The 20,881-nt window shown below is 66.9% G+C and carries 17 protein-coding genes; 8 read left to right on the plus strand and 9 right to left on the minus strand.

Annotation, left to right across the window (positions count from 1 at the left end):
• The first annotated feature begins 33 nt into the window (after positions 1-33).
• Positions 34-417 (plus strand): VOC family protein, encoded by a 384-nt coding sequence (locus tag U5809_RS14880; protein WP_282508289.1) that lies wholly within the window; start codon positions 34-36, stop codon positions 415-417.
• An 81-nt stretch (positions 418-498) separates the two neighbouring features.
• Here the strand turns inward: U5809_RS14880 and U5809_RS14885 are convergent, their stop codons facing one another.
• Positions 499-1,347, minus strand: a complete 849-nt coding sequence (locus U5809_RS14885) for an ureidoglycolate lyase (protein ID WP_282508288.1) — start codon at positions 1,345-1,347, stop codon at positions 499-501.
• Positions 1,348-2,011: 664 nt separating this feature from the next.
• On the opposite strand from U5809_RS14885, the gene U5809_RS14890 reads away from it, so the two are divergent.
• Both U5809_RS14890 and U5809_RS14895 read left to right on the plus strand, forming a co-directional pair.
• Positions 2,012-2,833: an IclR family transcriptional regulator gene (locus U5809_RS14890; RefSeq protein WP_322087070.1), complete on the plus strand. Its 822-nt coding sequence runs from the start codon at positions 2,012-2,014 to the stop codon at positions 2,831-2,833.
• Positions 2,834-3,019: 186 nt separating this feature from the next.
• Positions 3,020-3,571 (plus strand): hypothetical protein, encoded by a 552-nt coding sequence (locus U5809_RS14895; RefSeq protein WP_034187659.1) that lies wholly within the window; start codon positions 3,020-3,022, stop codon positions 3,569-3,571.
• Between the two features lie 643 nt (positions 3,572-4,214).
• Here U5809_RS14895 and U5809_RS14900 read toward each other — a convergent pair.
• The 5 genes from U5809_RS14900 to U5809_RS14920 form a co-directional block, all read right to left on the minus strand.
• Entirely contained in the window at positions 4,215-6,572 is a 2,358-nt protein-coding gene (locus tag U5809_RS14900) for a GNAT family N-acetyltransferase (protein ID WP_322087071.1), read from the minus strand.
• A 572-nt stretch (positions 6,573-7,144) separates the two neighbouring features.
• Positions 7,145-7,447, minus strand: a complete 303-nt coding sequence (locus U5809_RS14905) for an H-NS family nucleoid-associated regulatory protein (protein ID WP_176047711.1) — start codon at positions 7,445-7,447, stop codon at positions 7,145-7,147.
• Positions 7,448-7,550: 103 nt separating this feature from the next.
• Positions 7,551-7,823, minus strand: coding sequence for a hypothetical protein (locus tag U5809_RS14910; protein ID WP_282508284.1), 273 nt, complete (start codon positions 7,821-7,823; stop codon positions 7,551-7,553).
• A 61-nt stretch (positions 7,824-7,884) separates the two neighbouring features.
• Complete coding sequence (locus U5809_RS14915; RefSeq protein ID WP_322087072.1) at positions 7,885-8,412, minus strand: BON domain-containing protein; 528 nt, start codon at positions 8,410-8,412, stop codon at positions 7,885-7,887.
• Between the two features lie 54 nt (positions 8,413-8,466).
• Positions 8,467-9,954, minus strand: coding sequence for a sigma-54 interaction domain-containing protein (locus U5809_RS14920; RefSeq protein WP_322087073.1), 1,488 nt, complete (start codon positions 9,952-9,954; stop codon positions 8,467-8,469).
• A 316-nt stretch (positions 9,955-10,270) separates the two neighbouring features.
• Between U5809_RS14920 and U5809_RS14925 the strand changes: the two genes are divergently transcribed.
• Together U5809_RS14925 and U5809_RS14930 are read left to right on the plus strand one after the other, a co-directional pair.
• Positions 10,271-11,674 carry a GntP family permease gene (locus tag U5809_RS14925; protein ID WP_176047715.1) on the plus strand — a complete coding sequence of 468 codons (1,404 nt, stop codon included), beginning with the start codon at positions 10,271-10,273 and terminating at the stop codon, positions 11,672-11,674.
• Between the two features lie 342 nt (positions 11,675-12,016).
• On the plus strand, positions 12,017-12,268 hold the full coding sequence (locus U5809_RS14930) for a DUF4148 domain-containing protein (protein WP_282511443.1): 252 nt from the start codon (positions 12,017-12,019) through the stop codon (positions 12,266-12,268).
• Between the two features lie 39 nt (positions 12,269-12,307).
• On the opposite strand, the gene U5809_RS14935 is transcribed toward U5809_RS14930, so the two are convergent.
• Together U5809_RS14935 and U5809_RS14940 are read right to left on the minus strand one after the other, a co-directional pair.
• Positions 12,308-13,906 carry a thioredoxin family protein gene (locus U5809_RS14935; RefSeq protein WP_322087074.1) on the minus strand — a complete coding sequence of 533 codons (1,599 nt, stop codon included), beginning with the start codon at positions 13,904-13,906 and terminating at the stop codon, positions 12,308-12,310.
• 261 nt (positions 13,907-14,167) lie between these two features.
• Positions 14,168-14,668 (minus strand): GNAT family N-acetyltransferase, encoded by a 501-nt coding sequence (locus tag U5809_RS14940; protein WP_322087075.1) that lies wholly within the window; start codon positions 14,666-14,668, stop codon positions 14,168-14,170.
• 586 nt (positions 14,669-15,254) lie between these two features.
• On the opposite strand from U5809_RS14940, the gene U5809_RS14945 reads away from it, so the two are divergent.
• From U5809_RS14945 to U5809_RS14955, 3 genes are all read left to right on the plus strand, one after another.
• The gene (locus U5809_RS14945; protein WP_322087076.1) at positions 15,255-17,606 is read left to right on the plus strand and encodes a phosphocholine-specific phospholipase C; all 2,352 of its coding nucleotides are present in this window, start codon (positions 15,255-15,257) and stop codon (positions 17,604-17,606) included.
• A 274-nt stretch (positions 17,607-17,880) separates the two neighbouring features.
• Entirely contained in the window at positions 17,881-18,150 is a 270-nt protein-coding gene (locus tag U5809_RS14950; RefSeq protein ID WP_322087077.1) for a hypothetical protein, read from the plus strand.
• 154 nt (positions 18,151-18,304) lie between these two features.
• Positions 18,305-19,300 carry a DedA family protein/thiosulfate sulfurtransferase GlpE gene (locus U5809_RS14955; RefSeq protein WP_282508277.1) on the plus strand — a complete coding sequence of 332 codons (996 nt, stop codon included), beginning with the start codon at positions 18,305-18,307 and terminating at the stop codon, positions 19,298-19,300.
• A 55-nt stretch (positions 19,301-19,355) separates the two neighbouring features.
• On the opposite strand, the gene U5809_RS14960 is transcribed toward U5809_RS14955, so the two are convergent.
• Positions 19,356-20,828 carry an OprD family porin gene (locus tag U5809_RS14960; RefSeq protein ID WP_322087078.1) on the minus strand — a complete coding sequence of 491 codons (1,473 nt, stop codon included), beginning with the start codon at positions 20,826-20,828 and terminating at the stop codon, positions 19,356-19,358.
• Positions 20,829-20,881: the final 53 nt, after the last annotated feature.

A 20,881-nucleotide genomic window follows, 5' to 3' on the forward strand; every position in this document is an offset into this window, starting at 1 on the left:
CTGACGTCCCCCCTTCAGTCCAAGGAGCCACAGATGATCGATCACCTTTCGTTCGGCGTTGCCCACATCGGCCGCAGCCGCACCTTCTACGACAACGCGCTCGGCGCACTCGGCTACAAGCGGCTGTACAGCGACGACGGCTCCATCGGGTACGGCACGACCGAGCCGGAACTGTGGTTGCAGCACGCGGCGCGCCCCATCGCCGCCGATCCCGACTCGGGGTTGCACCTGTCGTTCAAGGCGGCTTCGCCGGTCGAGGTCGACGCGTTCTACCGTGCGGCGCTGGAGCATGGCGGCCAGGACAATGGCGGGCCAGGCAAGCGCGAACACTACGGCCCCGGCTATTACGCGGCGTTCGTCGTCGATCCCGACGGATATCGGCTGGAAGCGCATTGCGAACTGGACAACATCGTGTGATGGCGCACCGCGTACAAATGCCAAGGGCCCGATTCCGCGCGGTGCGGAATCGGGCCCTTGGTTTTAGTGCCTGGCGACCAGTTACTGCGCGCCGCGCGTGTGCTGCAACTGCTCGCCGAGCCCTTCGATCCCGAGGCGCACCATCTGGCCGGCCTTCAGGAACACCGGCGACGGCTTGATACCCATGCCGACGCCCGGCGGCGTGCCGGTCGTGATCACGTCGCCCGGCTGCAGCGTCATGCAGGTCGACAGATAGGCAATCAACTGCGCGACGGTGAACACCATCGTGCGCGTGTTGCCGTTCTGATAACGGTGACCGTCGATCTCGAGCCACAGGTCGAGACGCTGCGGATCGGGCACTTCGTCACGCGTGACGAGCCACGGGCCGATCGGGCCGAACGTGTCGAAACCCTTGCCCTTGTCCCACTGGCCACCGCGCTCGATCTGCCATTCGCGCTCGGACACGTCGTTGACGACGCAATAGCCCGCAACGTAATCGAGCGCGTTCGCTTCGGCGACGTCCTTGCACTTGGCGCCGATCACGACGCCCAGCTCAACTTCCCAGTCGGTCTTGACCGAACCCTTCGGGATGTCGATGCCGTCGTTCGGGCCGCAGATCGAACTCGTCCACTTGCCGAACACGACCGGCTCCTTCGGCACCGGCATGCCGGCTTCGGCCGCGTGATCGGCATAGTTCAGGCCAATACCGATGAACTTGCCGACGTGCCCGACGCACGCGCCGATGCGCGGCTCGCCGGATACGAGCGGCAGCGTGGCCGGATCGATCGCGCGCAGTCGCGCGAGACCCGCGTCGGACAGCACATCGCCGGCAAGATCCGGCACGTGCGCGGACAGGTCGCGAATCCGGCCGTCCGCGTCGAGAATACCGGGCTTTTCCTGGCCGGACGGGCCATAGCGAAGCAGTTTCATCGTGCTCAACCTCTGTTGTCGAATGGGACAGGATACCGGCCGACGCGACCTTTTGCGGCCGCGCGCCGGACTGATTGTCGATCGTCGATTGCGCGCGTCGATACCGCATCCGGCGGGCGGTTCGACGCGCGAGGGTCGCGCGGGCGCAGCGATCGCGGCGCCGCACGAACAGTACGGCGCGCATCGAACGGGCGGCCGCCGGTCTGCGCATCGGCGACGACGGCCCGGCACCCGCGACGCGTGCCGGCCCATGCCGGCCGGCTTCACGCGCGGCCGTGCCGTCGTTGGCCCGCCAGCCTTTGTACCATCGGCCGCGCGCCGTGAAATGACACGCGACGGATACCGACTATTGGTGCACCCGCAGACGCTGCGGCGCAGCATTGGATGCTCGTGCATGGACCGACCGGTCGGGACGGCCGGCATCGCCTGCCATCAGACCATGAATACTGGATATTCGGGGTGCCCCTGTCATCGGGAACGTTTGCCAATCCGTTCTTATCCGGTAACGATCGGTAAAAAGACGCTGCATTGCACACTGTATGTTTATTGCTAAGCTCGCACGAATGGCTTTCATCGCCATACGCGGGCCCGCCCTATGCGCGTGCAGAACCGGCCAGCGTGCGTCGCCAGCCGATCGACGGTAATCCCCAACCTCACACCGACAATGCAGACAACCAACGACCCGCTTCCCGGCTGCGACGCTCGGGAATCGATGGCCGCTATCGACCGGTATCGCGCCCCCGCGCTCGACAAGGGACTCGACATTCTCGAACTCCTGTCCGAGCAGAAAGAAGGACTCACCCGCACTGAGATCACGAAGGAACTCGGCCGCAACGCGAGCGAGATCTACCGGATGCTCGAACGCCTCGTCGCACGCCGCTACGTGATGCGCTCGACCGGCGGCGATCGCTACATGCTCAGCCTCAAGCTGTTCGCGCTCGCGCACCGGCATCCACCGATGAACCGGCTGATTGCCGAAGCGCTGCCGCCGATGCAGCGCTTCGCCGATGCGGCCGAACAGTCGTGCCACCTGTCCGTCTACGATCGCGGCAACCTGCTCGTGATCGCCCAGGTCGACGGCCCCGGCTCGTGGGGCGTGTCGGTCCGGCTCGGCTCGCGCGTCGGGCTCGCCGATACGGCGTCGGGACGCGTGATGCTGTCGTTCCAGGGCCCCGAGCAGCGCGCGCACATGCTGACCGAGCATCGCAAGGTCAAGGGCGAGGCACCGCTGAACGAGCAGGAACTCGCGTATGCGTGCCAGTCCATCCGGCAGGATGGCTACCTGCGCCAGGACAGCCGCCAGGCCTATGGCGTGACCGACCTGACCGCGCCGATCCTCGGGCCGTCCGGCCATGCGATCGCGGTGCTGACCTGCCCGTTCATGCGCCGGATCGACGCGCACACGGCCCCGTCCGTCGACCACGTCGTCGAAGGGCTGCGTAACACGGCCGCCGATCTGTCGATGGGCCGCACCGAGATCTGCTGACCGGCAGACTCCTCCACGAAGCACACCGGGCGCGGCGCAGCGGCGCCGCCCCTGGTTGCACGCGCTGCTCGCGCGATGCCCGCACGATGCGCGTATGCGGTGCCATATCGTGCGCCCGCGGCGCTACGCTAAAATAGCGGCCCTCTCAAAAACTACGACGGCCGGTTGTCGCGGCCGTCGTGTCCGATGGATGTCATGGCCAAACTTCTGAACGATCAAGAATTCCAGCGTTTCTCCGAACTTCAGCAGAAGCAGGCAAGCTTCACGATCACGCCCGACGAAGCGGACGAGCTGCGCGATATCGTCGCGCGCGCGCAGCAGAAGCGCGACGATCGTGCCGCCGCAATGCAGGCGATCGAAAACTACATCGAGCAGTTCGACATCACGCCCGACGAACTCTTCTCGCCCGAGCAGATCGGCGACGCGGCCCGCACCTACGGGCTCATCACGGCGACCAAGAAGGAACGCACGCTGCCGCCGTCGATCACGTTCAACGGCAAGCCGTACCAGTGGACCAAAACGCTTCCGGACGACGTGCGCGGCGCGCTGTTCGACGCATTCACGTCCGGCGAGTCGGTCAAGCGCTTCATCGCGATGCCGAAAGACACCGCACGCTGTGCGCTGACGATCGCCCGCCTCGAGCGCGAAACCGGCGCCGTCTATGCCGATCCGCACCTCGAGGAACTCGCGATTTCGCGCGATCAGGTGAACGACGCAGCGTCGAAACTCGCCGCATAAATGGGGCCTCGGGCACGGTTCATGCGTGCCCGAACCCCGGCGTGACGCCCGCATTGGCTGGCGCCGCGCTCCCGGGAGCAACGCCTCCGCCTGATCCCGAAAAGTCTCACCTCAGCTTCCCGAAAGCGCTCACCGACACCTCCCGAACAAGCTCACCTCAAGCTCCCGGAGACGCTCACCAACGCCTCCCGAATGTCCTCACCGGATGCTCCCGCAAGCGCTCACCGATGTGTCCTGGAAAGGCTCACCAGCGGCTCCCGCAGGGACTCACCGGCCGTTCCCGGGAAGGCTCACCGCATGTTCCCGTATCGGCTCACCACACGTTCCCGGAAACGCTCACTTGCAGCTCCCGAAAAATCTCACCTTTACGGTCGATCCGAATTGGTGACGCCGGAATGCGGGGCGCAAACGCTTGAACACATCGCGTAAAACGGCCGCGTGGAGAGGTAACGTGGCGTTCGGCAAGCCCCTTCGGACGCGGTCTGGATCAGCGTGACAAACTGAGTCGATACGTTCGCGGGCCTCATCCAGAAACCTGCCCAGATACTTTGCATTCCTGAGTGAATACGTTCGCAACACGGCGAATGGCGGGAGACATCCACCTGCATACCGATGCCTCCCGGCTTCGCGCAGCCGGCCAACGCTACGGCTGCAACTTCATCCTGAAGCCCACGACGCCAGGCTCCTCCGTCGTCGACACCGCAAAACCGCACGACTTCGCGAGCGAGATCATCGCCGAGTTCTCGCGCAGCGCCTCGCCGATCATCCAGGCGGTTCCGCGCGAGCGCGCGTAGTCGATGATGCGAGCCATCATCAGCCTGCCGAGCCCTTTGCCCTTCTGATCGGGGCGTACCGCGATCGCGAACTCCGCTGTCTCGTTGTCGGGATCGGCGACCGCGCGCGCCACCGCGAGCGTGTGGTCGCGCCCCGACACATCGGTGAACGACACGATGAAAGCCATCTCACGGTCGTAGTCGATCTGCGTCATGCGCGCCACCTGCGAATGATCGAAGCTGCGCACCGCGCCGAAGAAACGCATCCGCAAATCGTCCGGCGTCATCGCGCCGAGCAGTTCGTTGTGCGCGGCCTCGTCTTCCGGACGGATCGGGCGAATCGTCACCGTCTCGCCGCGCCACTCGAACGTCTGTTCGAGGTGCCGCGGATACGGCATGATCGCGAGCCGGCTGCGACCCGTGGCCAGCGTGATGCGTGGCGCGATCACGCGCGCGCCGTCGGACAGCACGCGCAGCGTGACCGACAGCGCGACGACTTCGCGCACGTCGCACACGACCTGCGACAACGCCGTCAACGCGTCGAGCGTCGGCTCGACGGGCGTGCTGCGCGCATACGGCGAGCGCTCCATCACCGCGCGCGCGAGCACGGTATTCAACGGCGGCAGGCCGTAGACGACGAATGGCGCCGAGACGCCGTCCGCAGGCGGCACGGCATAGCGAAACACCGGACCGAAGTTCGAATCGTCGTACATGTCGACCGTGACATCGACCACTTTCTTGCCGACCGGCTCGGCAGCCTGCTCACCATGCAGGCCGAAATGGGCCAGCCAGCGCAACGCGGCGTCGCCGGCCAGTTCATGCTGGCCGGCTTCGACCATTCGGCGCGCTTCAGCCTGCGCCGACGCGACGCATTCGGCCGGCTGCGGCGGCGTGCCTTCGGGCGTCTGCATCAGCAGTTGCCGCCCGAGGTTGTAGTCGACGAGACGTGCATACGCGCGCGCGAGCCGCTGCGGTGTCGTATGAACCGGAATGCCGTTCGCGTGCAGCGCATCGCGCGTGGCCGCGTCGACCGCACCGAAGAAGCACGCGAGGATGCCGCGATGCGCGTACTGCCGCGAGTCGATCAGCGTGCGCGCAACCGACTCGGCCGGCGCACTGTGGGATGTCGAATGGACGACGAACAGCGTGCCCGATTGCGGGAACGGCGCAAGCGCCTTGATCGCCGCGGCAAAGTGCTCGGGGCGTGCATCGTCGCCCAGCGTCAGCGGATTGCCGGGCGCCGCGAGATGCGGCAGCGCGGCCGACACGGCCGACGTTGCCGCCGGCGACCAGTCGGCCAGCGCGACGCGTACCTCCGCGACCGCATCGACCGCCAGCTTCGCGACACCTGCATCGCTGGTAACGAGCGTCGCCGCGCCACGCGCGGTAACGCGGCCGACGCCAAGCGTCTCGATCTCGTCGAGCAGATCGTCGAGCGCATCGACACGCACCATGCCCGCACGCTGGAACGCGGCCGTATAGAGTGCATCGCCGGGATCGGCACGCCCGGTGCGCAACGCGAGGACCGGCTTGTTGCGTGCAGCCGCACGCGCGGCCGACATGAACTTGCGCGCGGCGCGCACGGTATCGAGTTCGAGCAGGATCGCGCGCGTGCCGGGATCGCTCGCCAGATAATCGAGCACGTCGCCCGCATCGACGTCGGACTCGCTGCCGAGCGCGACGACATGCGAAAAACCGAGGCCGCGCGCATCGGCCCAGCCGAGCACCGCGTTCGTCAGGGCGTTCGATTGCGACACCCACGCGACGCCGCCCGATCGCGCCGTATACGCCGGCGCACCGAAATGCGCATGCCGCGCTGGAGACAACACACCGAGGCTACCGGGCCCGACGATACGGAGCACGAACGGCTTCGCCGCCTTCAGCGTGCGATCGACCGCGGCGCGATCGGCATCCGTGCGCGCCTCGCCGACGATCACCGCGACGCGCGTGCCGAGCTCGCCGAGCTTGCGCACGATGCCGGCCCAGGTTGCGGGCGGCGTGCAGATCACGGCAACCGACGGCGCCGCTGGCAGCCGGTCGACGTCCGACACGACTGCATGCCCGTTCAACTCGCGATACTTCGGGTTGACGGGCCACACGGGCCCCTGGAATGCGCCGTCGAGCACGCGCGACCACACCATCGCGCCGATACTGCCCGCACGCGACGACGCGCCGACGACTGCAACGGACTTGGGCTGGAACAACGCATCGAGATGGCGAACGGTCACATCGGCTCCCTGCGGTGACGAAAGACGACACGATCGGCATCCGGCCCGAGAGGCCGTGCGCCGATCGACGCGAACCCCAAGCATAGGCGAAGCGCATGCGGCTGCCTATATGCCGAACGGCTGACTATTCGACAAGCGTCAACGCCCGCACCATGGATCGGCAACACACACGGCAATGCATCGCCGCACGGTGCAGACAACGCGGCACGATGCTGCGGCCACTTGCTCAAAGGTGAGGATTTACAGGAGCCATGGTGAGTATCTTCGGGATTTGCACGACGCAGCACGCGAACACGCGAAAGGTGATGAGAATCCACGGCACGCATGCACCGCGAAAATCGCGAATGCCAATGCGCATGCGCGGCGTAATTGCACGTTTGTTTACGGGAATTCGCCGCGATATACGGCCGAATCGCGGCGAATTCGCAAAACGGGATCCGTTAATTGCGCGGCATTGCGCATCCACTCGCCAGGGAAAATCGCATGGCGACTGCGCAAAAACAAAACGGTGCGACAGCCGCATGGCCATTCGCACCGTCAGCCGGCACACCAAAGGTGAGGATTTTCGGGAGTCAGTCCTTGATCAGGAAACGCGCGCGATTCTTGCCAAGCCAGGTCGGCGCCCGCCCGCGGCCACTCCACGTTTCGCCGGTCTTCGGATTCAGGTACTTCGGCGGCAGCGACCGCTTCGGCTTCGCGGCGGCAGCGACGGCGGACCCTATCGGACGAAAACCGAGCTCCTCCGGCGTAATGTCGTATTCCTCGATTTTCGCGCGGATTTCGGCAATCGCGTCGGCAATCGCCTTTTCACGTTCCTTGTCGATCTTTTGCTGAAGCCGTTCGAGCTGTACGGACAGTTGCCTGTAGGTCGCCATATGGATGGGACTCCGTGAGTGTTATTCGTGAAAGATAGGTAACACCAAGCAAACAGAAAAGCGCTTCGCCCGATCGTGGTCTCCTCAGCCGGTCATTTCGGGATCAATAACCGCTCTTCTTCTTGCATGCGAAGAGAAGATTTCGCACGGCGTCATCCGTCGATTGCTGGATCACTTCGAAATCCCCGTTGCACATCGCCCGGGCATTGTCCGTGCAATTGCTCCAGTCGCTGCCGGTGCATTGCACCTGCGTCGTCGGACGCCCGTCCGACGTGAACAGCGGCGCGCTGCCGCCACACCCGCCGAGCCCGGCAACCAGAGCCAACAATGCGGCCGCCCGAGACCGCCGACAGACCGACGCAAGCATGTGTTTCATTGTTCTTCCCGTCAACCTTTTTTTGAATGTCGCGAGTATGCCATGCGCGGCCCTTCCCCCGTCAGTTCGGCACACGGTCCGGCTGCCCACGCGCCTTGTACGGCAAGCTCCGGCGCGGATCGTCGGTGATGCGAACGAAAACCTGCTCGACGTCCGGAAGCGCCTCGAATTCGCGCTGCAGCGCCTGGCGATCGAACGCCGTCTCCGCGCATCCTTCCACGTAGATGAAACGTCGCTGCACGGTGATCCACAGGCTCGTGCCGCGCAGGCGATCCGAACCGGCGAAATGCGCCTTCGCGGCATCGGCGATCGACGCGTCATACATATACGAGTTCGGCTTCGTGCAGCGGTGGGCGAGCCAGCAGGTCGTGCCGCGCTCGGCGCGGTAATGCGCGTCGTCCGACATCTCGGCGTGCGTCATCCACGGGCCAAGCGGCAGCGGGCATTCAGCCACGTCCCGAGACAACGCGACGAACGGATCGTTGTACCAGTTGCGCCGCGCCTCCGGCGCGTCGGCGTCGCCGGACTGCGCGAGCGCGGAAGTCGCCAGCAACATGGTCAGCCACCCTGCGATACCGATCCGCTTCATCGTGCTCTCCTGTTCGATGCCTCACGTCCGGCCGGATCGCCATCGCCGATCGGCCTACCGGTCGATGCCCAGCGCCGCCAGCTTCTTGTAAAGCGTCGCACGGCCGATCCCGATGCGCGCGGCTGCCTCGACGACCTTCCCGTCACAGGCCGCCAGCGCATCGGTCAGGAACTGGCGCTCCCACGCCGCCAACGCTTCGGCATACGACGCGACCGGCGCGTCGGATGTACCCGATGCATCGCCCGCGCGCGGCTCGACCGGCGTCGCGGTCACCCGCTGCGCGGCCGCCGCGCCGTCCGGCGAAAGGCGCACCGGCCCGAGAAACGGCGCGAGCGCGCGTGCATCGATCACCGAACGATCCGACAGCATCAGCGCGCGTTCGAGCGTATTGCGCAACTCGCGCACGTTGCCGGGCCACGGATACGCACACAGCATCCGCAGCGCATCGTCGGTCAGTTCGCAATGCGCGGCGCGCCCGTGCTGCGCGGCCAGTTCCTCGAGCGTCGCGTAGACGAGCGCCGCGATGTCGGATGCGCGCTCGCGCAGCGGCGGCGCATGGATCGTCAGCACGTTCAGCCGGTAATAGAGGTCCGCGCGAAAACGCCCGGCCGCGACGAGCGCCGGCAAGTCAGCAGACGTCGCGGCGATGATCCGGACGTCCGCGCGCACGATGCGGTTCGAGCCGACCGGCTCGAACTCCTTGTCCTGCAGCACACGCAGCAGCTTGCCCTGCAACGGCAGCGGCATGTCGCCGATCTCGTCGAGAAACAGCGTGCCGCGATCGGCCAGCTCGAACTTGCCGACGCGCCCCTTGCGGTCGGCGCCCGTATACGCGCCGGGCGCCGCGCCGAAGAATTCGGTTTCGAGCAGCGTATCGGGAATCGCAGCGACGTTGACCGTCACGAGCGGCTGGAGCGCACGCGCCGACGCCGCGTGGATCGCGTGCGCGAGCAGTTCCTTGCCGGTGCCCGTCTCGCCGAGCAGCAGCACCGGCGAATCGACCTGCGCGGCCCGCCGCGCCTGACGCTTGGTTTCGAGGCTCGCGGCGCTCGTGCCGACGAAACTCGCGAACGTGTATTTCGCGCGGCGCGCCTGCGCGAGCGAACGCTGCGTCGCGATCAGCTGCTGCTGAAGCTGCGCATAGCGGGAAATGATCGGCGTGAGCGTCTTCAACTGGTCGAACAGCGCAAAACCGATCGCGCCGACCGTCTCGCCCGCCTCGTTCTTCAGCGGCAGGCGCGTGACGACGAGCGGCTCGCGCCCCGTCTCCATGATGTCGAGCAGGATCGGCTGCCCGGTCGACACGACCTCGCGCATCAGGCTGTTCGGAATCACGGCTTCGCAGTCGAGGCCGACGGCCTGCTGCGGATCGGCGAAGCCGAAGCGTGCCGCGTAACGATCGTTCATCCACACGACGCGCGCATCGCGATCGACGACCACCGTGCCCGCGCTCGAATCCTCGAAGGTCCGGAACAGCGACTCGGCGGCGCGCCGCAGCACGTCGCCGTAGTTGACGGGCAGGCGGGCCCAGTCGTTCATCATCGTGTCTTCGTCTCCGTGTATTTTCGACCGGATGTCTCCGGAACGAGACGGATTATCTCACTCCGGAGACACGCCGCAAGGCATTGTCCGGGAAAGAGCTGCCCGATTTCACGCGTCGGCCGGACGGCCATTTCGTCTCCCGATGGAGACGTTTTATGTAGAATCGTCAGACATAGGCCGGCGCGGGCCCGCCAGCCTCCGGCGGACCCATGTCCGGCGGCGCAATCCGGCCGATGGCACGAAACCTGCACGAACCTGAGCCGGTCCGCGGCGCATCGCGCGATCGAACAACAACCAAAGCCATTAGGAGACTCCCTTGTCTTTCGTGATCGTCCTCGCCGCGCTGGCGTTCCTGATGTTCGCCGCGTATCGCGGCTACAGCGTGATCCTGTTCGCGCCCATCGCCGCGCTCGGCGCGGTGCTCCTGACCGAACCCGCCGCCGTCGCACCGGTCTTCTCCGGCATCTTCATGGAGAAGATGGTCGGCTTCGTCAAACTGTATTTCCCGGTCTTCATGCTCGGCGCCGTGTTCGGCAAGGTGATCGAACTGTCCGGGTTCTCCGAGTCGATCGTCCATGCGGCGATCCGCTACATCGGCCGCTCGCGCGCGAATGCGGTGATCGTCGCGGTATGCGCGCTGCTCACCTATGGCGGCGTCTCGCTGTTCGTCGTGGTGTTCGCGGTCTATCCGTTCGCCGCCGAACTCTACCGCCAGAGCAACATCCCGAAGCGGCTGATGCCCGGCGCAATCGCGCTCGGCGCGTTCTCGTTCACGATGGATTCACTGCCCGGTACGCCGCAGATCCAGAACATCATCCCGACCACGTTCTTCAAGACGACTGCCTGGGCCGCGCCCGCGCTCGGCACGATCGGCTCGCTGTTCATCATCGTCGTCGGCCTCACGTATCTCGAATGGCGCCGCCGTTCGGCCATGGCGAAGGGCGAAGGCTACGGCACGTCGCTCGTCAACGAGCCGGAGCGCGTCGAGGCGACGTCGCTGCCGAATCCCGCACTGGCGATCCTGCCGCTGATCCTCGTCGGCGTGTCGAACTTCGCGTTCACGAAGCTGATCCCGCAGTGGTACGGCGCCGCGTCGTACACGGTCGCGCCGGACGTGCTGCCGGGCGTGCATGCGCCGGTCACGGCATCGATCAAGACGGTCGTCGCGATCTGGTCGGTCGAGGCCGCACTGCTGCTCGGCATCGTGCTGGTCGTGCTGACCGCGTTCAAGCGCGTCAGCGACCGCTTCGCCGCCGGTTCGAAGGCCGCCGTCGGCGGCGCGCTGCTTGCCGCGATGAACACCGCGTCGGAATACGGTTTCGGCGGCGTGATCGCCGCGCTGCCGGGCTTCCTCGTCGTCAGCGATGCGCTGAAGAGCATCCCGAACCCGCTCGTCAACGCAGCCGTGTCGGTCAGCTCGCTCGCGGGCATCACGGGCTCCGCGTCAGGCGGCATGAGCATCGCGCTCGCTGCGATGTCGGACCTGTTCATCAAGGGCGCACAGGCCGCCAACATTCCGATGGACGTACTGCACCGGGTCGTCGCGATGGCCAGCGGCGGCATGGACACGCTGCCGCACAACGGTGCGGTCATCACGCTGCTCGCGGTCACCGGCCTCACGCACCGCGAGTCGTATCGCGACATCTTCGCGGTCACCGTCATCAAGACGCTCGCCGTGTTCTTCGTGATCGCCGTGTACTACACGACGGGGCTCGTGTAAGTACCTGCCAGGGGCGGCGTTTCGTACGCCGCCTCCCGCCGCACCTGCGCTTCAGGATCGGACCGCATGCGAACCGGAACAGATTCCGGAATTCGCATCCGGTCCGATTTCATTTCCCCGCTCGCAAACCCGGTCGAATCCGTACCCGCCGGGCGCTTGCGCAGCAGCCGCGCCGCGATTCGGCGTCCGCCTGCGCACACCCATTGTTACCCGCAACAAAACACTGCGTTGGGCGCGATCGCATTTTTCGCACGCGTGCTCCGGCCTACACTGGGTTCAACGTCGCACGGCGCTTCGACGAACGAAGTGCAGCGATTCACCGGAATCCAGGAGGTCCCGATCATGAAGCGCCTGATTCAAGCCGTTGCCATTACCCTCGCCATCTCCGCCCCGCTCGCCGCGCAAGCCCAGTCGAACCAGCCGCTGACGCGCGCGCAGGTGCGCGCCGAAGTCAAGGCGCTGAAACAGGCCGGCTTCCAGTCGAGCGACTGGTTCTACCCGGCCAGCATCGTGTCCGCCGAAGCGAAGATTGCCCGCCAGCACGACGCCGGATACGGCAGCGACCGCGGCGCGTCGTCGGAGTCGGGCCAGTAATCCAGCTTCCGGCCCGCTCGACGATGCACCCCTGCGTCGTTACGCCTTCACGGGCTGGATCAGCTTCGCGCATGCCGCTGCCTGCGGATCGCCCGCGGGCAGTTTGCCGCATACGCCATCGAACTGCTTCACGACCGACCTGACCGACGCGTCGTGCGCGCCGCTGCCGCGCCAGCGGTTCAGTTGCGTGACGACCTTGGTCAACGCGCGCAGGTTCGCGCCGTAGAACGCGTCACGGGTCTTGTCGGCCTGCGCGAGCACACTCGCGGCAATCGCCTCGATACGTGCCGAATCGTCCGGCGCCAGCTGGACCGCATTCGCAAAGTAGGTGGCGCCCCAGCGCAGCTTCGTCGCCGGCCCGCTCGCCGCGTCGTATGCCTTGCGATACCAGTCGAGCGCGGCGGCCTTGTCGCCGCGCGCCTTCGCATTCGCGGCCAGCCCGGACATGAAGTAGTACGGCGTGGACGAACGCGGCAGCTCGGCCTTCAACAATGCATCCGACTCGTCGTACAGCCCCGCGTCGGTCAGCGTGTCCGCGCCTTCGCTGACGAGCGCCTGCCGCTCGTACGCGTTCGCGGCGCCCTGCACCGACGCGGCGATCTGCTTGCGTGCGGTATCGGCCAGCGCCGGTGCGGCGAGCGGCGCGCCCTTGCGCGCGTCGTCGCGCGCCAGCAGCACGCGGCCGTGCAATGCCATCAGCCGGTCGATCGACGACAGTGTCGTGTCGGTCGACAGGCGCGCGAGCGCCGTGTCGTACGCGCCGCGCAGCTTCGCCCGCTGCGCGTCGTCGCTGCCGAGATACGCGACCACGCGCGCGGGCGCCGCGACCAGCACGTCCGAATCGGCCCGCGACAGCACCGGATCGTGCAGCACGGTGCGCAGCGAATCGGCAAGCGCCGCCTTGTCGAGCGCACCGGCCTGCGCCGGATCGTCCGATGCGGCGACCACCGCCGACTTCAACGCGAAGCGTGCGGCTTCGGCCTTCGCGCCGGCCGCCCGCGCGCGCTGCGCGAGCGACTGCAGCGTCTCGGCAACGCGATCGGCCGGCACCGGCAGCGCGCCGTCGGTGTCCCACGAATAGTCGGCCAGCAGGCGCCATTCGTCCGGCGTCAGCGACGCGCCGTTCTTCAGCGCCGTCGCCAGCGTCTGCCGCACCGGGTGGGCCGCCGTCATCCCGAGCGACAGCGCCTGCATATAGCGGTCGAGATCGGCTTCGCCCGGCAGCCGCGTCACTTCGGTACCGTCCGGGCGGAACAGGATCATCGTCGGATAACCGTGCACCTTGAAACGCTCGCCGAGCTTCTGCGCGCTTTCGGTATCGCCGTCGAGATACACGGGCACGAAGAACGACGAGCGCGTCTTGAAGGCCTGCTGGCTGAAGATCGTCGACTTCACCTGGTTGCACGACGGGCACCACACCGCGCCCCAGTACAGCAGCAGCGGCTTGCCGGTGCGTTTCGCGAGCGCGAACGCCGCATCGACGTCGCCGTGCTGCCACGCGATACCGGGCGGCAAATGTGCACCATCGAACGATGCGCTCGCCACCGGAACGCCGGCGGGCGTGGCAGCGGAAAACGCGGCACCCGCGGCGGTGGCGAACAGGCAGGCGGCGGTCAGATTCCGGAGGGCGGTTTTCATCGAAGCGGGTTCCGTTGAAAGAGACGGTTGCGGGACAGTGCGGCGCGCGAAACGATGGCCATGAAGCGACGACGATGAAGCCGGCGCGGCGGGCAACGCCACGCCGGCGTCGAATCGGAAAAGCGAACGCCGGCCGAAACGGGCGGCAAATCGTTCAACGATACGACGCGTGAAGCCAGTGGAAAACGAACGAATTCTCGAATGAATATGACGTGCGGCATCGCACCGGCGCATGCGATCTCATGCGCGTCCGCACGCGCATCACTCCCGGCCCTTGATCCGCGCCATGTGATACACGGATGCATGCACGCCGTCACGCAACGCGTAGCCCGGCGATTCGCCTTCGATCCGAAAGCCGTGCTTCTCGTAGAGCGCGATCGCCGCGCGGTTGTCGGTGAATACGGTCAGCTCGAGACGCGTGAGGTTCAGCCAGCCTTCCGCGAGGTCGATCGCGGCCGCGAGCAGCCGGCTGCCGATGCCGTGCCCGTGACGGGCCGCGTCGACCATCATCCCGAGCCCCGCGGCATGGCGCCGGCGCGGATTCGGTTCGAACTCGAGGCCGAGATGGCCGACCACCGTGCCGTCGGTTTCGGCGACGAGGCTCACGCCGCGCTCGTGCGCGTTTGCGAGCCGCTTCTGCCATTTCTCGAGCGATGGAAACGGATACTGCAGCGTATTCCTGTACACCGCGGGATGCGCGGCGATTTGCCGGATCGCGTCGACGTCGTGCGTCTCGCTGTGCCGGATCGTGATGTCGGTCATGGGTGGGCCGGTTCCGAAAAATCGCGCTGAAGGCGCGGACTGCGCGTGTGCGCAGCAATGTGTCGAGCTTATCCGATTTCACGCATTTGAAACATGGGTGTCACGTCGCCTCGCGTCCAGTTGCACCCGCAACTAACGTGACCCATGGATTCGAGCGGAATCCGGAAAATTCTGACCGGTCGCGCATGTTCCGCCCGGTAATTTCTTACCTTTTTCGATCACGCATCGCGTCTTGGATAATCGTTGCGCACGCAACGTCATAAACGCGACATGCGATGTCACGCCTTCATCACGTCGACGTCATGTCGTCTCCCTAGACTGGGCGCCGCCCAGCCCGGCATGCGCCGGGCCGGTGTGTGCCGACACCGACACCCTGCCCCGCGCATCGCGAGCGCGCGGCGCACGGGATCACGACGACGGCCGCTGCCTTCGCTCGACACCGCGTGCCGAACGCGATGCGCGCACCTCCGCCACATGCAGCCGGCGCACCGAACGCACACGCAACGCGGATCGTCCCAGGGGGGACGACGCACGGGCGCCCCAGACGAAGTCACGAACGCTCCCACCATCACAGGATCCGAACGCCATGACGTCACGCCGTAAATTCCTTCAGCAGACCGCCACTTCCGGCCTCGCCGCCGCCGCGCTGTCCGCGTTTCCGCCGAGCATCCGCCGCGCGCTCGCGATCCCCGCGTTTCATGAAACGGGGACCATCAAGGACGTCAAGCACGTCGTGCTGCTGATGATGGAGAACCGAGCGTTCGACAGCTACTTCGGCACGTTCAAGGGCGTGCGAGGCTATGGCGACCGCTTCGCGGTGCCGTCGCCGAACGGCCGCGACGTGTTCTACCAGTCGTACACGAAGGCGACGCCCGCCACGACCGTGACGCCGTATCACCTCGACGCGAGCCAGGGCAACGCGCAGCGCGCGGGCGGCACGCCGCATACGTGGGCCGATGCGCAGGCCGCATGGGATCACGGCCGGATGAACCGTTGGCCCGACGCGAAGACGCCGCTGTCGATGGGCTATTACGACGCGGCGGAAGTGTCGTTCCAGCGCGCGCTCGCCGATGCGTTCACGCTGTGCGACCACTACCACTGCGGGATGCACACGGGCACGATCGCGAACCGCCTGTTCTACTGGAGCGGCACCAACGGCCCGAACGGCATCAGCCCGGCCGACGGCAGCCGCGTGAAGATCGCCGCGCTGAACAACCAGTTCAACGGCGGCAACGACATCGGCCCGTCGAGCCAGGGCTGGACCTGGACGACCTATGCCGACCGGCTGCAGCAGGCCGGCGTGAACTGGAAGGTCTACCAGAGCCTGATCGACAACTTCGGCTGCAACGAGATGATGAGCTTCCGCCACTGGCGCGCGGCGATCGAGCAGATGCCGGCCGCGCGCCGGCCCGCGTACGTCGCGTCGACGGACATCACGCAGCCGGTGACGGCAGCCGGCGCGTTCTACGACCCGGCGATCGACGATCCGCTGAGCCCGCTCGCGAAGGGTTTCGGCAACACGATGCCGTACGGCTTTCTCGAAACGTTGCGCGACGACATCCGCAACGGCACGCTGCCGGAAGTGTCGTGGATCATCCCGCCGTCCGCGTACAGCGAACACCCGGGGCCGTCGAGCCCCGCGCAGGGCGGCTGGTACGTGCAGGCCGTGCTCGATGCGCTGACGGCGAACCCGGAGGTGTGGAGCAAGACCGTACTGCTGGTGAACTACGACGAGAACGACGGCTTCTTCGACCACATGCCGTCGCCGGCCGTGCCGTCGCGCAACGCCGACGGCACGCTCGCGGGCGGCCATACGCTGCGCGATACCGATGTCGCCGCCGAATACCATGACTTCACGCCGGCCACGTCGAGCCAGCCGGCCAGCGACGGCCGTCCGTACGGCCCGGGCCCGCGCGTGCCGATGTGGGTCGTGTCGCCGTGGAGCCGCGGCGGCTGGGTCAACTCGCAGGTGTTCGACCACACGTCGACGCTGCTCTTCCTCGAGAAGCGCTTCGGCGTCGCGGAGCCGCAGATCAGCGCGTACCGCCGCGCGGTGTGCGGCGACCTGACGAGCGCATTCAACTTCCGCTCGCCGAACAACGAACCGCTGCCGACGCTCGCGGGCCATACGACGAAAAGCCAGGTCGACGCGCTGAGCGCCGCGCAGCAGGCCGCGCCGAAGATCGTGCCGCCGACCTCCCCGGCCCTGCCCGCCCAAACCACCGGCGTGCGCCCGTCGCGTGCGCTGCCCTACGAGCTGCATGCGAGCGCGCGCACCGATGCCGGCGCCGGGACGGTCACGCTGAAGTTCGCGAACACGGGCCGCGCCGCCGCCGTGTTTCACGTCTATGACAAGCTGCACCTCGACCGCCTGCCGCAGCGCTACATCGTCGAGCCGGGCAAGACGCTGCACGGCGACTGGGCCGCGCGCGCCGACAACGGCGGTAAATATGACCTGTGGGTGCTCGGCCCGAACGGCTATCACCGCCGCTTCACCGGCGACCTGAGCCGCCTCGCCGGCGCCCGCGCGCCGCAGCCGGAAGTGCGCGTCGGCTACGCGGGCGCGAGCGGTAACCTCCACCTGCGGCTGCGCAACGACGGCGGCGGCACGGTGCGCTTCACGGTGAAGTCGAACCAGGTCTACGGCCCGCTGTCCGGCCGCGGCGGCAACGACGGCCACGGTCATGGCCACGACGACGAGGACGGCAACGGCCAGGGCCGCGGTAACGGCCGCGGTACCGGTACCACGTGGGCCGTCACGGTACGGGCCGGCGACCAGGCCGAGCTGCACTGGAAACTCGACTCGACCGGCCACTGGTACGACTTCATCGTCACCGCCGACAGCGACGCGAGCTTCTCGCGCCGCGTGGCCGGCCGCCTCGAGACCGGCCGCCACTCGGTCAGCGACCCGGCGATGGGGCTCGCCGACCGCTTCTGACGCCGCCGCGGCGACACGCATCGCACCGCGTGTCGCCGCCCGCGCCGGCGCGGCCGGGAACGCCCGTCACGCGCCGGCCGCGGCGGCGGCCGATCCGGCTGAAACGCCCGCCCTGCTTGGCTCAAACATCAGAAGGATCGGTGGTGTAGCCCTCATTTCACCGCACGAAAATGCTCCGTCTTGCGGCCCGTTCGCGTTAAACTGCGTCAAGCTGTATTCAACAAAGACATCTTTGCCGTTACGGCATCCACGACACGATACGAGGATAGGTTCGATGCGCACTACCGGCTCATCCGGGGCAATGACCCTGCTCACCGAACACGACCCGGCCGACGGCCGCGAACTGCGCTCGCTGCGACTGGAAGCAACGGGCGACGGTAAAAGCGTGCTGCTGATCGAGATCGACGAACGCAAGCCCGGCATCCACCGCGAGGTCCGCTACGAGATCACGCCGGCCGAACTGATCGCGGCGATCCGCTCGCACGGCGCCGAGCTGCCCGGCGAAAACCACGGCGCCGCCTCGCTCGCCCGCACCCTCCCCTGATTCCGATCGGTGAGCCGCGCGCAGCGCGCCGGCTCACCGGTATCCCCCTGCCGTCGTCAGGCGCTTTCCGTCATTCCCGCCGCTGTCTTGAAAAAGGCCGATAATCGGCCCATCTGTGTTTCCTGCCCACGCGTTTCCTTTTCGGCCAGCCGTCATGCTCCTACGTGACCTCGTCGCCCAGTACGGGCCGCTTCTCGTGTTCGCCAACGTGCTCGCGGCGGCCATCGGCCTGCCGGTGCCCGCGATGCCGACGCTCGTGCTGTTCGGCGCGATGGCCGGGATGCACCCGGAAATGATCGGCTCGCAACTGGTGACGGTGGTGGCGCTGTCGGTGTTCGGCGCGCTGATCGGCGACACCGTCTGGTACATCGCGGGGCGGCGCTACGGCGGCACGACGCTGAAGACGATCTGCCGGCTGTCGCTGTCGCGCGATACGTGCGTGAGAAAGACCGAACGCTTCTTCGGCCGCTACGGCGTGCGCGTGCTCGCGGTCGCGCGCTTCATTCCCGGCCTGTCGCTGGTGTCGGTGCCGATGGCCGGCGCGCTCGGCACGCGCTATCGCACGTTCGCCGGCTACGACGCGCTCGGCGCCGCACTGTGGACGATCGTCGGGCTGGTCGCCGGCATCGTGTTCTGCCAGCAGATCGACTGGCTGTTCGCCGGCGCGAGCCATCTCGGCCGCGCGGTGCTGCTGGTCATCGTCGCGCTGCTGGCGATCTATGCGGCCGTGCGCTGGATGCGCCGCCGTGCACTGATCCGCCAGCTCGCCCATGCGCGAATCGGCGTCGACGAACTCGAAAACCTGCTGCGCGACGACGCCGCGCCGGTAGTGCTCGACGTGCGCTCGCCCGAACACCGCAAGCTCGACCCGTTCTCGATTCCCGGTGCGCAGTTCGCCGACGAGCGGCAGATCGCCGACATCGTCGCGCGCTATCCGTTCTCGCAGAAGTTCGTCGTGTATTGCTCGTGCCCGAACGAAGTGACGGCCGCACTGATGGCGAAGCGCCTGCTCGACGCAGGCTTCACCGATGCGCTTGCGCTGCGCGGCGGCCTCGACGCATGGCGCGACACGGGCCGCCAGCTCACGTCGCTCGCGGAAGAAATGCCCGCGGCGAACGATCCCGTCGCGGGGCTGCACAAGCCGGCCTGAGCGCACTGCTGGCAGGCCGGCTGCGCGATGCGGGGGAACCGGCGTCCCCCTTCGATCAGAACGCGTGCAGCGGCAGGTTCACGACCAGACGGTACTCGCGGTTCGTCGCGTCCGAGTAGTGCGCCGAACCGTTGTGCCACATCGCGATGAACGTGACCTTCGTGTCCTTCAGCTTGCCGCTCTGGAACGTGTACGACGGGATGAAGCCGAACTCGTGGTGACGGCCCTGCACCGGCGCGCCGTTGCTCCAGTAGATGCTCGACTTGCTCGGGTCGTTGGCCGCACCCGCGCTGCCGTCCGCACCCCAGCCCGTCACGCCCCAGACCATCGCCTTGAAGCCCGGCAGGCCCGCTTCCTTGCCGTAGAACGTGTAACGCAGCTGCAGCGACTTTTCGTGCGGCGCGTTGTAGTCGACGTCCATCGAGTTGGTCAGGAAGATGCCGTTCGTTTCGTTCAGGTAGTCGAAGAACTGGTCGCCGAGCACCTGCTGGAAGCCGAGCAGCAGCTCGTGCGGGCCGTGCTGCGCGGCCACCGACAGGCTGTATGCGTTGTTGTCGATCTTGCCCTGCAGCGCGTCGCCCGTGTCGTGCGTCGAGTAGACGTTGCCGAAGCCGGTCCACTTGATCGTCTGCGGGCTGCCGATGCTGTGCTTCACCGACGCGTAGTACTGGTGCCACACGTCGTCGGCCTGGTTCGCGTACAGCGCGACTTCGCCGTTCGGCGAGTAGTCCCACGTGCCGCCGACATACGACAGGCGATTGATACGCGTGCCGCCGTACTGCGTCGTCAGGTTGGTGAGCGTCGTGTGACCGCGCGCGTTGGTCTTCGTGAAGCTGCCGGCCTCGAGCATCACGTTCTTGAATTCATTGCTGACGATCGTCGTGCCGAGGAACGTCGGCGGCAGCGCACGGTTGTCGTGCTGCTCCATGAACGGGTTGTCGACGGCCTGCAGACCGTACTTGATCACCGTGTTCGAGATGCGCGCCTTGATGTCGTAGATGCCCGGGTACGCCCACGCGAGCTGGTTGCCGCCACCGCCGCCCTTCGCGATGTGCACCATGCTGCCGGCGCCCTGGCCGCCGTCGAGCTTCAGCGCCGCATACAGCGATGCGTCGAAGCCGATGCCGATCAGGCCCGTCGTATAGCCCGATTCGAAGTTCGCCATCGCGCCCTGGACCCACGCGTGGCGATGCGGCCCGCCCTTGCTGTCGAGCACGTCCGAGTAGTTGCGGAACAGGAAGTCGAGATGGCTGTCGGCAATGAAGCCCTTCGACTTCGACTGCGCCGACGGCTCGTCGGGCGGCGTGACGGCCTGGGTCGCTTCGGCGTTGATGATGGCGTTCGGGGTCGATGCCTGCGCAACGGTCGTGGCCGTACCGGCGGCCGGTGCGGCCTGCGCCACCGTCAGCGGCGCGGGCGCCGCGTCGTCGGCGTGAGCCACGCCCGTCAGCGAGACGCCTGCGAGTGCCGGCAGTCCCCATGCAAGCAGCATCTTCGATGCCGTCCCGATCGTCTTCTGTTTTTTCATCGTCATTCTCGTCTTGTTTGATATCCGTCCACGCCGGTCGCGATCCGCTCCCG

The sequence above is a fragment of the Burkholderia sp. BCC1999 genome, from assembly GCF_905339975.1.
Lineage (GTDB): Bacteria > Pseudomonadota > Gammaproteobacteria > Burkholderiales > Burkholderiaceae > Burkholderia.